General features: G+C 67.3%; 12 protein-coding genes and 1 pseudogene. 9 read left to right on the forward strand and 4 right to left on the reverse strand.

Going from position 1 to position 14,497, the window contains the following annotated elements; translation table 11 throughout:
- Window positions 1-107 precede the first annotated feature (107 nt).
- The 7 genes and pseudogenes from QFZ69_RS06135 (at window position 108) to QFZ69_RS06165 (ending at window position 8,110) form a co-directional block, all read left to right on the forward strand.
- Complete coding sequence (locus tag QFZ69_RS06135; RefSeq protein WP_306916390.1) at window positions 108-1,115, forward strand: tetratricopeptide repeat protein; 1,008 nt, start codon at window positions 108-110, stop codon at window positions 1,113-1,115.
- A pseudogene (locus QFZ69_RS06140) lies at window positions 1,115-2,216 on the forward strand (NADH:flavin oxidoreductase/NADH oxidase). The gene QFZ69_RS06135 and the pseudogene QFZ69_RS06140 overlap by 1 nt, the downstream one beginning before the upstream one ends.
- 87 nt (window positions 2,217-2,303) lie before the next feature.
- Window positions 2,304-3,110, forward strand: a complete 807-nt coding sequence (locus QFZ69_RS06145) for an ABC transporter ATP-binding protein (protein WP_306916394.1) — start codon at window positions 2,304-2,306, stop codon at window positions 3,108-3,110.
- Window positions 3,092-4,663: a transporter gene (locus tag QFZ69_RS06150; protein ID WP_306916396.1), complete on the forward strand. Its 1,572-nt coding sequence runs from the start codon at window positions 3,092-3,094 to the stop codon at window positions 4,661-4,663. Before QFZ69_RS06145 ends, QFZ69_RS06150 begins: the two co-directional genes overlap by 19 nt.
- A gap of 161 nt (window positions 4,664-4,824) precedes the next feature.
- Window positions 4,825-5,607 (forward strand): glucosamine-6-phosphate deaminase, encoded by a 783-nt coding sequence (nagB, locus tag QFZ69_RS06155; protein WP_306916398.1) that lies wholly within the window; start codon window positions 4,825-4,827, stop codon window positions 5,605-5,607.
- Between the two features lie 67 nt (window positions 5,608-5,674).
- A complete protein-coding gene (locus QFZ69_RS06160; RefSeq protein WP_306916399.1) occupies window positions 5,675-5,992 on the forward strand; it encodes a DUF3039 domain-containing protein in 318 nt (105 codons plus the stop codon).
- 321 nt (window positions 5,993-6,313) lie between these two features.
- Window positions 6,314-8,110 (forward strand): DEAD/DEAH box helicase, encoded by a 1,797-nt coding sequence (locus QFZ69_RS06165; RefSeq protein ID WP_306916402.1) that lies wholly within the window; start codon window positions 6,314-6,316, stop codon window positions 8,108-8,110.
- Window positions 8,111-8,991: 881 nt separating this feature from the next.
- Here QFZ69_RS06165 and QFZ69_RS06170 read toward each other — a convergent pair.
- Window positions 8,992-10,056, reverse strand: coding sequence for a CU044_5270 family protein (locus tag QFZ69_RS06170; RefSeq protein ID WP_306916404.1), 1,065 nt, complete (start codon window positions 10,054-10,056; stop codon window positions 8,992-8,994).
- A gap of 66 nt (window positions 10,057-10,122) precedes the next feature.
- Complete coding sequence (locus QFZ69_RS06175) at window positions 10,123-10,617, reverse strand: RNA polymerase sigma factor (RefSeq protein ID WP_306916406.1); 495 nt, start codon at window positions 10,615-10,617, stop codon at window positions 10,123-10,125.
- A gap of 333 nt (window positions 10,618-10,950) precedes the next feature.
- On the opposite strand from QFZ69_RS06175, the gene QFZ69_RS06180 reads away from it, so the two are divergent.
- Window positions 10,951-11,976, forward strand: coding sequence for a DUF808 domain-containing protein (locus QFZ69_RS06180; protein ID WP_306916407.1), 1,026 nt, complete (start codon window positions 10,951-10,953; stop codon window positions 11,974-11,976).
- A 140-nt stretch (window positions 11,977-12,116) separates the two neighbouring features.
- Here the strand turns inward: QFZ69_RS06180 and QFZ69_RS23255 are convergent, their stop codons facing one another.
- Both QFZ69_RS23255 and QFZ69_RS06185 read right to left on the reverse strand, forming a co-directional pair.
- Window positions 12,117-12,563, reverse strand: coding sequence for an anthrone oxygenase family protein (locus QFZ69_RS23255; RefSeq protein ID WP_373461807.1), 447 nt, complete (start codon window positions 12,561-12,563; stop codon window positions 12,117-12,119).
- Complete coding sequence (locus tag QFZ69_RS06185) at window positions 12,560-13,366, reverse strand: SDR family oxidoreductase (RefSeq protein ID WP_306916409.1); 807 nt, start codon at window positions 13,364-13,366, stop codon at window positions 12,560-12,562. The genes QFZ69_RS23255 and QFZ69_RS06185 overlap by 4 nt, the downstream gene beginning before the upstream one ends.
- 81 nt (window positions 13,367-13,447) lie before the next feature.
- Here QFZ69_RS06185 and QFZ69_RS06190 point away from each other — a divergent pair, with 81 nt between their 5' ends.
- Window positions 13,448-14,386, forward strand: coding sequence for an AraC family transcriptional regulator (locus QFZ69_RS06190; RefSeq protein WP_306916411.1), 939 nt, complete (start codon window positions 13,448-13,450; stop codon window positions 14,384-14,386).
- Window positions 14,387-14,497: the final 111 nt, after the last annotated feature.

Raw genomic sequence — 14,497 nt, forward strand, 5'->3', positions numbered from 1 at the left:
GCGGCCCGGCCGCAGCGGTTCCGCCGCTGCCGCCGGGCTGTTGGCTTTCGGCCGGTATCGCCCATTGCGGTGGTACCGGGCCGGGCCGCAATGGTTAGAGTGGAGCTATGACTTCGCCAGCTTCCCGCCCGGTCCCGCCAACTGCCGCCAATCCGCTTAACCTGCGGGGCGCCGTCGACCTCTCTTCACTGAAGCAACGGCCCCCGGCGCCGTCCGCCGCTCCCGCCGGGCCTGGCGCTCCGGCCCCTGGTGCCCCGGCCCCGGGGGCCGGCGGCGCGGAGTATCCGGTCCACCCGCTGCGGGTCGACGTCACCGAGGCCAACTTCCAGGAACTCGTAGAGCTCTCCGCCCAGGTTCCCGTGGTCATCGCACTCTGGGCCGCCTACTCGCCGGGATCCGGCCAGCTCGTGGACGGCCTGGCGGAGATCGTGGACAGCTACGCCGGCCGGCTGGTGCTCGGCGCCGCGGACATCGACGCCTTCCCGCAGCTTGCCCAGGCCTTCCAGGTGCAGGCCGTCCCGACCGCCGTCGCCGTGCTCAAGGGCCAGCCGGTGCCCCTGTTCCAGGGCGGCGCCGAGGAGCAACAGATCCGCAGCCTGCTCGATGAACTGCTCAAGGTTGCCGCCGCCAACGGCGTGACCGGGCGGATCGGCGGAAGCGGGCCGGGGGCGGACGAGGCTGAGGCTCCGCCGCTGCCACCGCTGCACCAGAAGGCTTTCGACGCCATTGAATCCGGGGACTACGCCACGGCTGCCGCCGCGTACCGGCAGGCCCTGCTGGAGATGCCCGCCGACGCCGATGCCAAGGCCGGACTGGCCCAGGTGGAGCTGATGGGCCGGCTCCAGCCGCTCTCCGCCGCGGACACCGAAGCCCTGCGGCGCCTGGCTGCCGACGAGCCGGACAACCTGGAGGCCCAGCTCGGCGTGGCGGATCTCGACGTCGCCGGCGGCCACGTCGAGGACGGCCTGGGCCGGATCGTCTCCTTCATCGGCAGGAACTTCGGCCCCGAGCGCGAAACGGCCAGGGTCCGCCTGCTGGAGCTGTTCGACGTCGTGGGCACCGGCGACGAGCGCGTCGCGAAGGCACGCCAGAACCTCGCCCGGGTGCTGTTCTAGTGGGATCAGCCCTGTTCGCCCCGCTGGAACTGCGCGCCCTGCAGCTGCAGCACCGCGGCTGGGTATCGCCGATGTGCCAGTACAGCTGCGGACCCGAGACCGGCGAAGGAGTGCCCAACGACTGGCATCTGATGCACCTGGGCTCGTTCGCCACCGGCGGGGCCGCCCTGATCCTGACCGAAGCCGCGGCGGTGAACGCCGCGGGCCGGATCAGTCCCCGGGACGCCGGCCTGTACAACGACGAGCAGGCCGCCGCCTGGGAGCGGATCAACGCCTTCGTGCATCGCCACGGGGCCGCGGGAACCAAAATCGGCACCCAGCTGGCGCATGCCGGGCGCAAGGCATCCTCCTATTGGCCGTTCTCCGGTAAGCACGGAACGGTCCCGGCCTCCGACGGCGGCTGGGACACCGTGGGGCCCGGCACCGCTGCCTTCGACGGCTACGCGCCGCCTTCGGCCATGACGCCGGAAGAGATCGACGGCGTGATCGCCGACTTTGCCGCCGCTGCGGTCCGCGCCGTCGATGCGGGCTTCGATACGATGGAAATCCACGGCGCCCACGGCTACCTTCTGCACGAGTTCCAGAGCCCGCTCGTCAACGACCGGGACCGACGCCTGGGGCGGCGACGAGGAACGCCGGAACCGGCTGACCCTCGCCGTGGTGGATGCCGTCCGCAACGTCATTCCCGATTCCATGCCCCTGCTGCTGCGGATCTCGGCGTCCGACTGGGCCGAGGGTGGCATCGACGTGGAGGCCTCCGTGCGGATGGCCCGGGCGGCCGCGGAACACGGGGTGGACCTCGTGGACGTCTCAAGCGGCGGGGCCGTGGCCCACCAACAGATCCCGGCGGGGCCCGGGTACCAGACCGGTTTCTCCGCCCGGATCCGGCGCGAAACCGGCATCCGCACCGGGACCGTCGGGCTGCTGACGTCGGCGGGCCAGGCCGAGCACGCCGTGGCCACCGGCCAGGCCGACGGCGTGTTCATCGCCCGTGCCGCGCTCCGGGACCCGCACTGGTGGCAGCGGGCGGCGTTTGAGCTGGGGCACGAGCTGGCATGGCCCCCGCAATATGAGCGGGCCATCCCGCGCCACTCGTTCTAGGAGGGGCGCTGAACGTTGCGGCAAGGACCGTGCGGAGTAGCCGTGCGGACGAGCCGAATAGCATCCTGCGGCAGTTAGTCTAACGACATGACTATTCAGCCACCGGATCCGCCTGCTCCTGAGTGCTTGCCGCTGCCGCCGGTCCCCGCTCTCTCGCTCCGCGGGCTCGCCAAGCGCTTTGGCGGCAGGATCGCCGTCGACGGCATCAGCCTGGACGTCCCCGCGGGCTCCTTCTACGGGATCGTCGGACCCAACGGGGCGGGCAAGACGACGACGCTGTCGATGGCCACGGGGCTGCTGCGGCCGGACTTCGGGACGGCACACGTGCACGGTGTCGACGTCTGGCAGCGTCCCCTCGAGGCCAAGAAGATGATGGGGATCCTGCCGGATGGTGTGCGCCTCTTTGACCGGCTGACCGGCGAACAACTCGTCAGCTACGCGGGCCTGCTGCGCGGCATGGACAAAGAGGTGGTGGCCTGCCGGGTCCACGAGTTGCTCTCCGCCCTCGACCTGGGCCGGGACGCCGGGACGCTCGTGGTGGACTATTCCGCCGGCATGACCAAGAAGATCGCGCTCGCCTCGGCGCTGATCCATGCCCCGCGGCTGCTGGTGCTCGACGAGCCCTTCGAGTCCGTGGACCCCCTCTCCGCGGCAAACATCCGCGACATCCTGGACCGCTATGTCGCCTCCGGCGGCACCGTCATTGTCTCCAGCCATGTGATGGACCTGGTGCAGCGGATGTGCGACCATGTCGCCGTCGTGGCAGCGGGCCGGCTGCTCGCCGCCGGAACCGTTGACGAGGTCCGGGCCGGCGAGTCCCTGGAGGACCGCTTCGTCCAGCTGGTGGGCGGCCGCAGCCACACGGAAGGGCTGGAATGGTTGCGCACCTTCTAAGGCTCAAGCTCACGCTGCTGCGCAACAGTGTCCGGCGCAGCCCCTGGCAGCTCGTGGGCCTCGGCATGGGCGCCCTGTACGCGCTGGGCCTGGTAGGGCTGGGTATTGCCGGGCTGGTGTTCCTCCGCGGGGCCGACGCCGGCCTGGCCCAGACCGTCGTCGTGCTGGGCGGCGCGGCGGCGCTGCTGGGCTGGGCGATTGTCCCGGTGGCTGCCTCGGCCGCGGACATGACGCTGGACCCTGCACGGTTCACCACCTTGGCCGTGCCGATGCCCCGGTTGCTGACCGGCCTGGCCCTGAGCGGGCTGATCGGCATCCCCGGCATCGCGACATCGCTCGTGGCCCTGGGAACTGTCGCGACCTGGTCCCGGAGTGTCCCTGCCGCGGCAGGCGCCCTCGTGGGCGCGGTCCTCGGCGTGCTGAGCTGCGTTCTGCTCTCCAAAGTGGTCACCACGGCCACGGCCGGGCTGGCCAGCTCCCGCCGGTTCAAGGACGTCAGTTCCGTGGCATTCCTGATCCCGTTGGTCCTGCTGGGCCCCATTCTGGCGGGGATCGCCGAGGGGATTGCCGGCTCCGGTGATTTCCTGGCCGAGCTAGCCGTGGCCCTGTCCTGGACCCCGGTCGGTGCGGCCTGGTCCCTTGGCGGTGAGCTGGCTGCCGACGGCTACGGCGCCGCAGCCCTCAAGCTGGTCATCGCACTTGCCACCCTCGCCGGCCTTGCGCTGTGGTGGAAGGTCCTGCTGCAGCGTGCCCTGGTCACGCCGCCGTATGCCGGCGGCACCAGAAAACGGGCCTCGGGTCTGGGCCTCTTCGGGCTGCTCCCGGCGACGCCGACCGGCGCGGTGACCGCCCGCTCCCTGATCTACTGGCTGCGGGACCCCCGCTATGCCGGCGCCCTCGTCGTCGTTCCGCTGCTGCCGGTGCTCCTGCTGTTCCAGGCCGGCCAGACCGGGTCCTACGGCGCGCTCGTCTTTGTCGGGCCGATGACGGCCTTCCTGCTGGCATGGTCCATCTCCTCGGATGTCTCCTATGACAACACGGCCTTTGCCCTGCACCTGTCCACCGGCGTGCCCGGGTTTTCCGACCGCCTCGGCCGGGCGCTCGCGTGCCTGCTGTTTGCGCTGCCGGTGGTGCTGGCCTTCAGCGTCCTTCCGTTCCTGTTCAGCGGGGACTGGACCCGGCTACCGGGACTGCTGGGGCTCTCCCTCGGTATCCTGTTCAGCGGCATGGGGCTGTCCTCGGTGGTATCAGCGCGCTACACCGTCGCCGTCCCGCTGCCGGGGGACAGCCCCTTGAAAAAGCCGCCGGGGAACGTGGCGCAGACCATGGCCGTGCAGTTCGGCGGCATGGGGGTGCTGCTGTTGCTCGTCGCGCCGGAGATCGCGCTCGTGGCCGCACAATTCATCACCGGCAGCGCGGTGCCCGGCTGGATCAACCTGGGCCTCGGCCCGGTCCTGGGCCTGGCGCTGTTCGTTGCCGGCGTCCGGCTGGGCGGGAAGTGGCTGGACGCGCGCGGTCCGGAGCTGCTGGCGCAGCTGGTCGTCAACCGGTGACCGGACCCCAGGGCGCCGCGGCCCACCCGGAATGGGTCTCACGGCCCGGGACGGAATGGGCCTCACGGCCCGGACCAGGACGGGCCGGAGTGGGATAGCCTGCCAGTTAACGCGCGGGCACCGGCCCCAGCAGCAACGGACACGAGGAGAAGGGCACGGACATGGAAGTCGTTATCCTTTCCGGCAACAAGGCAATTGCCGCACTCGCCGCGGACGCGGTCGAGGCGCTGCTGGAGCGCAAACCGGACGCCGTGCTGGGCCTGGCCACCGGCTCCTCCCCGCTGCCCGTCTACACCGAACTCGCGCTGCGGCACGAACGGCACGGCCTGGACTTCAGCCGGGTCCGGGGATTTACCCTCGACGAATACGTCGGGCTGCCGGCCGGGCACCCGGAGTCCTACCGCGAGGTCATCCGGCGCGAATTCACCGAGCGCGTGAACATCAGTCCGGCCCGCGTCCACAGCCCGGACGGCGCGGCGGCCGACATCCCCGCGGCCTGCCGGGCCTACGAGGACGCGATCCGGGAAGCCGGGGGAGTGGACCTGCAGCTCCTCGGCGTCGGCACGGACGGCCATATCGGCTTCAACGAGCCGGGATCTTCCCTCGCCTCCCGGACCCGGATCAAGACGCTGATCGAGCAGACACGCCGGGACAACGCGCGGCTTTTCGGCAGCCTGGCGGAGGTACCCCACCACGCCGTCACCCAGGGGCTGGGAACCATCCTGGACGCCCGGCATGTGATTCTTATCGCCACCGGGGCGCAGAAGGCGCAGGCCGTCCGCGACCTGGTCGAAGGCCCCGTTGCCGCGATCTGTGCGGCCTCGGTGCTGCAGCTGCACCCGCATGCCACGGTCCTGGTGGACGAGGCCGCCGCATCCTCGCTGAGGCTCGCCGACTATTACCGGCACAGCTATGACCACAAGCCGGACTGGCAGGGTCTGTAGCACCGCGCCAGGATCCCGCCGCTGTGCTGTCGCAATCCGGTCCGTTCCAGCGGCTAAGATAGGTCCCATGACAAGCATGACCGATCCTCTCGAAAACGACCCGATGCGCGAGCTCTCCGGAGCCGGTACGTCGACGGCCACGATCGAGCGCGAGGAACTGCGCCAGGAAGTGGAACCGGGCGACCGGGAACGCTTCTCGCACTACGTGCGCAAGGAAAAGATCATGGAATCCGCACTGTCGGGCGAGCCCGTCATCGCCCTCTGCGGCAAAGTGTGGACCCCCGGCCGTGACCCGAAGAAGTTCCCCGTCTGCCCCGAATGCAAAGAGGTCTATGACGGCCTCCGCCCGGGCAAAGACGGCGGCGACGGTTCCGGCGGCAAATAGGCGGACCCCGCCACAGGGCGGCGTAGCCCGCCGCCCTCTCCGGTGGCGTGATCAAGCTGCCCGCCCCCGGCCGGGGAAGCCCGCGGTCCGGCCGTAATTCTCCATGCGCCGCTGGCACAGGGCCGGGTGCAATGCGGGCATTCAGTGCAGTGCGGCAGTGCGGCGGTGCGGTGCGGCCGTGCGGTGCGGCCGTGCGGTTCAATGTGTCCGGGTCAGGCTCGCGGCTCTTGCTTTCCGCTACATCCGAAGAAGATTGGTGTTTTTGTGCATAGTTCGGTTTCTCCGGCAGCGGAAGACGTACGCGGAATGGAGGGCCCTTAAATGACAGAGACACTTTTTGGCGGACCCACCCTTCCTCCCGCGTATCCCGAGCGGGCAGCCTGGGGCACCGCGCCGAAGCTCCGTGCGTGGCAGCAGGAAGCCCTCGACAGCTATTTCAGCACGAACCCGAAAGACTTCCTCGCGGTCGCTACGCCGGGGGCCGGCAAGACGACCTTCGCGCTCCGGGTCGCATCCATGCTGATCGAGGCCGGCGCCATCAACCGCGTCACCATCGTGGCCCCGACCGACCACCTCAAGCGCCAGTGGGCCGACGCCGCCGCGAAGGTCGGGATCGCCATCGATCCGAACTTCAAGAACGCCGACGGCCAGCACGGCCGCGGCTTCATCGGCGTCGCGGTCACCTACGCGCAGGTGGCCAGCAAGCCGATGCTGCACCGCGCCAAGACCGAAGCGGCCCGGACGCTTGTCATCCTCGACGAAATCCACCACGGGGGTGAGGCCCTGTCCTGGGGCGACGGACTTCGCGAGGCCTTCGAGCCGGCGGCCCGCCGGCTCTCCCTGACCGGCACGCCGTTTCGGTCCGACACCTCACCGATCCCGTTCGTGGAATACGTCCAGGACCGAGACGGCATCCGCCGGTCCAAGGCGGACTACACCTACGGCTACGGCAAGGCGCTGCGGGACCACGTGGTGCGTCCTGTCATGTTCATGGCCTACTCCGGGCAGATGCGCTGGCGCACCAGCGGCGGCGAGGAGATGGCCGCCTCGCTCGGCGAAGCCGTCACCAAGGACGTCACTTCCCAGGCCTGGCGCACCGCGCTGAACCCCACGGGCGAATGGATCCCGGCCGTGCTGGCCGGGGCGGACAAACGGCTCAGCGAAGTGCGCCGCACCGTTCCCGACGCCGGCGGGCTGGTCATCGCTACGGACCACGATGACGCCCGCGCCTACGCCGGGCAGCTGAAACGCATCACCGGCGAGTCCCCCACGGTCATCCTCTCCGACGACGCCAAGGCGTCCAGCAAGATCGAGGAGTTCACTGCCAGCGAGAAGCGCTGGATGGTGGCTGTGCGGATGGTCTCCGAAGGTGTGGACGTTCCGCGGCTGTCCGTCGGGGTCTATGCGACCTCCACGTCCACGCCGCTGTTCTTCGCCCAGGCGGTGGGGCGCTTCGTGCGTGCCCGCAAGCGCGGCGAGACGGCGTCGGTGTTCCTGCCCTCCGTGCCGCAGCTGATGGCGCTGGCGAACTCGATGGAGGCGGAGCGGGACCACGCCCTGGACCGCCCGGAGAAGGAAGACGGCGACGGCCTCTTCAACCCGGAGGATTCGCTGCTGGACGAGGCGAACCGCGAGGAGAAAGCCTCCGACAGCCTCACCAAGGGCAAGTTCGAGGCCCTGGATTCGCAGGCCTCCTTTGACCGCGTCCTGTTCGACGGCGGTGAGTTCGGCACCGGAGGCGAGGTCGGCTCGGAGGATGAGCTTGATTTCCTCGGGATTCCCGGCCTGCTCGACGCCGAACAGGTCGGCACGCTGCTGCGCCAGCGCCAGCACGAGCAGCTGAACCGCAAGAACCAGCGCGCCCCGCAGGCTGCCGCCCCGCCTGCGGCTGGTTCTGCTGCTGGCGCAGCGGTGCCGGACCACCGGATGCTGATGGACCTGCGCACCGAGCTGGCCAAGAACGTCGCAGCCTGGTCCGCCAGGACCGGGACGCCGCACGGGGTTGTCCACACCAAGCTCAGGACGGTCTGCGGCGGCCCGCCAGTCGCACAGGCCGACGAGGAGCAGCTCCAGACGCGGCTGCGGAAGCTCCAGGATTGGTTCATCGGCCGGAAGTAGCCGCGCTGCGGTGACGTGCGGCATGGGAAGCCTGCCTAGCTGAACTCTCATCGACGCCGGTTCGCAGCACAGCCCGGATTCCATTTTTTGTGGAGTCTGACGATAAATGGCGGCGTTCTGCGATCGCTTGGTGTCGCTCAAAGGGGGATGGGACGTGACTCGAGCGTTCTCTTTTATGGGCTAGCCAAGCGTGGATGACCTTCAGAAGGGGCCCGCGCGGCAGGAGCAGCAGCGAATACGTTGGCGTGCCGGTGGAGTCCCTCGGCCCAGCAGGTTATTGACGGTTGGCTGGTCTGAACTGAAGCCGTAGTCGGAGTGGGCCGGCCGCTCGATCAGTTCCTGTTGAGGCCGAATTTGCGGTCATCAGAGCCGCCTTGTAGTGGGATAGATTCCTTGGACCTCAGACAGGGCAGCACGCAGCACGCCAGTCGGCGTAGCGTGGATCCGTCCACCATGTCGCGCAGTTGGTGGTAGGTGAGCAGCACGCCGTCGAACCCTGGGAAGTGGACCTTTGTCCCGGTCGGCGATCGCCAACACAGGCATGTGCGCGGCGCTGGCAGAGCCGGTACGCCTCAGTGCGCTCTACGGCCAAGGTGCCTCCAGCCGGTCCCTTGATGAGTACACGCCTCTGCGAGGCGACAGATATGGGGCTCAGGTCCTTGGCTGTTGGACGGTTCAGCAGTTGAGCCTCAGGGTCGATCGCACTGCTTGGCGTCTACCGGGAAATGAGCTTTGCGCCGTTGCGACTGTTAGCCGGGAATGGCGGTTAAAATCGCAGCTGAGAGTGGCGGTTTTGCAATCCCGTTAGGGGAATGTGGAGAGGCGGCCGACCACCCAAAGAGTGGTCGGCCGCCTCGGCCTTTTACTGCGGTTGCTCGAGGTTATGGGGCTGAATTGACCACCGAGGTCTGGACTGCGGTCCAGGCGGTCGCTGTTCCGGCTGGGAAGGTCTCGCCGGCTGTCAGCGCGACCACCCGTTCTCCAATCAGCAGCCCGGTGGCGGGATCGATGATGATGTCCGTCCGGGTTTCTCTGTTCGGATGCTCGATACCGATCGCTGTGCCTACCTTGCCGTCAAGGTTCGCTTCCCTGTCGACGACGGTGACTCCGGGAATGAGCGCGGCCGCTTTGTACAATGCAGCGCGAAGGTCGGCCGGGACGACTCCGCTCCGCAGGGCAGCCGCGATGCTATCTAGGGTTTCGGCCTCCAGCCTGCCTTGCTTGCCTCGCTGTCGAATTGTCTCCAGCAGTGCTTGGGGGTCGCGGGGCAGATTCTTCACGCCTTCCTCTAAAGGCAAGCCGGCGAACAGCAGCCGGGGTTCTCCGTAGAAGTTCCCCCCCGGTGCCCGCAGCAGTTCTCCCGTCCTGAGGGGGTTGTCAGACTGGGACTGTTGGTATTTGGTCGCCTCCGCCTTGGCTTCCTCGCTGAAGAAGGTCGTTGGGATGCGTGCTTCGCGGTTCCAGATCCATTCCGCTGCATGGTCGGCGGGGACGTAGAGATGGTCCAAGGACTTGTCCAGCCACTCTACCGAACGGCCGCCTGCTCCAGGGTCCCCCAATGCGACGCCAGCGGCGTAGACGGCCGTGGTATCAATCTTCAGGTACTGGCCGGGTCCCAGCATCGGGTCGGAGGTCTGGATGGTTGCTGCCGCTGCGTTGTTCAGGACCTCGGCTGCTTCTGCGGTTACTCCCGGACCACTGGGCCTGACTACATCTGCCACTACGATTCCCCCCACGAGCAGAGCCGCAGCTGCCGAAGCGATCAGGACACGGCGCCGGAAGCGGATCGGAGTCACCTTGGCTGGGGCGTGCGTGATGGTCGGTGCCTCGGGACGGTAGTCGGAACTGATCTTGGACATGAGCTTGTTGCGGCCGCGGGCCAACGTGGCCGGCGGGGCGGAGCCGATGTCGCTACGCATTTCGCGGAGCAGCTGCAAGTCGTTCATGGTCGTTCTCCGTTTCATCAAGTATTTCGAGGTTGAGCCGGGTTCGCAGTGTTCGGCGGGCACGGTTCAAGCGGGACCGCACGGTTCCCACCGAACCTCCATGGCCAGGGCGATGCCTTCGTAAGTCAGGTCTGCCCAGGCATAGAGCAGCAACGTTTCGCGGTCGATGGCAGCCATGGACTTCAGGGTGCCGGCGATGCGCCCGGTCGCCACAACGGCGTCCGCCTGGGCGGCAATCCTGTCCGAGGCATCGGCCACGGCTTCCCGTGAAGCCGCTTTCGCCGCGGTTTTCAGCATCTTGGCTTCGGCCCGGTGGTGCCGCCGGAGCAGATTCGTGGCGATGCCGAACAGCCAGGGCCGGGCGTCGTCCCTGCCGAGGTCGTAGGTTTCGAGTTGTTCCCAGGCGACCAGAAAGGTTTCGGACGTGACGTCGTCGGCGGCGAAGTCGCCGGCCCTTCTGGCGGCGTATCTATAAATGACTGAGGCGTGTTTGTCGTACAACTCCCCGAAAACTGCGGGGCTGTCCCGGGACCGCCTGATGATGTCGTTGTCTGTGCTCACACTATGTATTGCCCGTTCCCCGCAATAGAGTTCACGGTGACTTCCGCTGTATGGGCTTGGGGTCCCTGATCGGGAGGAAAACCAAGCCTATCTGGGGTCGCAGGCGAAAAGATTTGTGAATCGCAGCGGTAGATGGCGGCTTTTTCGCAGCGCTACATGCGCCCCTGGCCGCCCCGTTAGCCAATCCCCGAGGGGCGACGGGAGCATTCAAAGTTTGGGCTTGGATCCGTGCGCAGTCGTGCGTGAGATATATACTCCGAACATGCCAATCACGCGCCTCAACCGAGGCATCCACGCCCAGCCGTCCGGCCTCGAGCAGTACGGGGGCGATCTGTGAGCGGCGGTCTCGTCGCCCTGCTGGACGACGTCGCAGCCCTGGCCCGCATAGCTGCCGCGTCCGTGGACGACGTCGCTGCGGGAGCCGCCAAGGCAGGGGCCAAGGCCGCCGGCGTGGTAATCGACGACGCCGCCGTCACCCCGCAGTACGTGTCCGGGGCGGACCCGTCTCGCGAACTGCCGATGATCAAGCGGATCTTCTGGGGTTCGCTCCGAAACAAACTGTTGATCATCCTGCCGGCGCTGCTGCTCGTCAGCGCCTTCGTCCCATGGGCCATCCCGTTCATCCTCATGCTGGGCGGCACCTACCTCTGCTACGAGGGTGCCGAAAAGGTCTGGCACAAGCTCCGCGGCCACCACTCCGCGGACGAAGATGCGCCGGCAGTCGAACGGGGCCCCGAGGCGGAGGCGAAGGTGACCAAGGGCGCCATCACCACCGACTTCATCCTGTCCTGCGAGATCATGGTCATCTCGATGAACGAGGTGGCCGACGAGTCCTTGTGGGTCCGGGCGCTCATCCTGGTCGTAGTGGCCCTCGTGATCACGGTGCTCGTGTACGGTGCCGTCGCGCTCATCGTCAAGATGGATGACGTCGGCCTGCACCTGGCCGCTAAGGATTCCGCGGGTTCCCGGCGCTTCGGCGAGCTGCTCGTCAAGGGGATGCCCTCGGTGCTGGCGGCGATAACCTTCGTCGGGACGATCGCCATGCTTTGGGTTGGTGGTCACATCATGCTGCAGGGGGCGTACGACCTCGGCTGGCACGCGCCGTATGACTTGGTCCATGTCCTGGAGACACCTTTCACCGGAATCCCGGTGGTGGGCGGCTTCCTGGCCTGGCTCGTGAACACCCTGTGCTCAGCCGTCCTCGGAGTCGCCTGGGGCCTCGGCGTCATGGCTATCGTGCACCCGCTGCTAAAAGTACTGCCGTTCGGCAAAAAGAAGGGCGGGCACGAGGAGGGCGACATCCGCGCCGAACTTGCCGGCTATCGGCCGACGAAACATAACGTCGATCCCTCCTCTTAGCTCGTACCCACCGGGTTTTCAGCCTCAGTCGGCTGTCTTGAAACCTGTTGTTTTTCGAGGCAGCAGCCAGCATGTATCCACGCCAGCTGCTGTCTCTGTTGGTCGCACCTTCACCGGACATTTGGGCACTATGAGTGCGGCTAGGCAATGCTCCCTGTGTTCCTAAACCAGTGTGTGCCAGCCACGAGCACTGCCGCTGTGGCTAGTGCGGCGCGCACCGTGTTTGAAGCCGTCCAGCGGCGGCGGTAAACCGCCCAGAAGGTCGCGCCTTCTCGTTCAAGCCGCCGGTTGAGTGGGACGTTGACCCCCAGGGTAACTATCGTGCTGGCGAGTGACGCTCCTGCAACGACCAGGTCGGTGAGGGCTCCGCGCGGCGCTGCTGTTACGGCTAAACCAATGGCCGCAGCCGCTGACGATCCGAAGAGCAGGATGAACGGGCCGCGTTCGGCCGCTCGATTGATGCTAACCATTGCGGCGGTGGCATCCTGTTCATCGAGGCGTCCAAGCGCCGGCATGACCATTGTTGAAAATGCTGCGTATACACCGCCAACCAGCCCGGCCCCTACAACTGTGGCGACCTGAATCATGACCAGGCCCCGGAGTTTGCAGTCCGGCGCGCGTATGCGTTGAGCGGTGATGCGGGTCGGCCTAGGAGTCGTTCAATCCCGTCGGCCAGTGAGGCGTTTCGCCCATCGAGGATCTCCGTGAAGAGGCGCCCAAGTGGCTCCGCTTCTTGTGCTGGTACTCCATCGGCGGCGAGATCGTCGACGAAGGTCTGAACGCTGACCTCCTCAAAGATGACCGGACGATCGTGGGCATCGGCGAGAACGGCGGCGGCCTGAGCGAAGGTCAGCAGTTCAGGACCTGATAGTTCGTAAGTGGCATTCTCGGGCGGTGTTTGGGTCAGGGCGACGACCACGGCGTCGGCTACGTCGTCAAGATCGACGAATGCCTCAGGAACGTCAGGGGCTGGTAGCCGCAGTCGACCGCGGCGGACGGGGCCGGCGAGGAAGTGCTCGGAGAAGTTCTGCTGGAACCATGAACAGCGCAAAACCGTCGTTGGCACGCCGCCCTCGCGGAGGGCCGCCTCGCTCTCACGGGCCCTCTCCTCACCCCGGCCTGAGAGCAGCACAAGCCGCTCGAAGCCTTCCGTGGCCGATACTTGGCCGAGGGCTCTCATCTTTGCAGGTACTCCAGGGAAGGCAAGGTCGGGGGTGAAACAGACGTACGCGGCGGAGGCGCCGCCTAGGGGGTCGGCCCAGGTTGAGCTGTCATCCCAGTCGAAGCCGGTGCGGCGTGAAGCGGGCCGCGCGGGTAGCGCGGCGGCGGTCAGGCGGTCAAGAACGCGGGAGCCGGAGCGTCCGGCACCGCCGAGAATGAGAGTAGTCATGCATCCAGTAAACCGGCGAGACAGTAGACGTGTAATGGGCAAGACTCCGCAAAACCTTTGCCATCGTCTAAAATGTCTGATGTGGACCCCCTCACACATTTCCTCGACGGCCCTCGCGCGGCCGGTGCGTTCGCTCTCTCAATGCATATGAGCCCCCCTTGGGGGATCAATGTCTGCGACAAAGCCGCTCTCACTGTCCTCGCAGTTACCTCTGGGCAGACCCGCGTCAACGGCTCGCTGCTCGAAGCAGGCGACGTGGCCCTCATACGCGGCCCTGAGCCCTACAGTGTGACCGATGCTGCCGCCAGCGCACCCTCGATCGAGATCGGCCCGGGCCAGCACTGCACCGCCCTCGATGGCCGGGACCTCCGCGACGAACTCCGGCACGGCATCCGCCGATGGGGCAACGCCGCAAACGGAGAGACGGTGCTGCTCATCGGCACGTACGAACGCGCAGACGAGGCTGGTGGTCTCGTCATTCGCGCCCTGCCCCGACTCGCCATCGTGCCGCGCGAACGTGCCGACGGCGCCCTTGTCAGCCTGCTCGCGCGGGAGCTCGCGCACGATGACCCCGCCGCTCAGGTAGTCGTCGATAGACTGCTCGACGTGCTCGTCGTCAGCACCATCCGTCGCTGGGTCAATAGTCCCGACCGCCCTGCGGAGGCTACCTGGCTCACCTGCAATGATCCGTTAGTGGTGCTCGCCCTCGAGTGCCTCCACGCAGAACCCGCAGCACCCTGGACAGTGGAGAGTCTTGCCCGCCGGGTGAACACCTCGCGCGCCTCACTCGCCGCCCGCTTCCGGACCAGCGTCGGGGAGCCACCAATGACCTACCTCACCCGCTGGCGCCTCACGCTCGCCGGCGATCTGCTCCAGGCTCCTGACGCCACAGTGTCACGAGTCGCCCGCAGTGTCGGCTACGACAACGCCTACGCGTTCAGTACAGCTTTCAAGCGCCAGGTAGGCAAGACACCGACAGAGTTTCGCCAACGCCGCCCCGCACTATCGCCAGGACTGTGAGCGCCTCCCGGTCCATACGCCGAAGAAACGACCTGCGTCAATGACGCCCACTGAAGGGTCCTTGGACGGGCATCCCGCCATTTATCGCTGACAGAACAACGCCAAATACCG

Source organism: Arthrobacter sp. V1I7 (assembly GCF_030817015.1).
Lineage (GTDB): Bacteria > Actinomycetota > Actinomycetes > Actinomycetales > Micrococcaceae > Arthrobacter.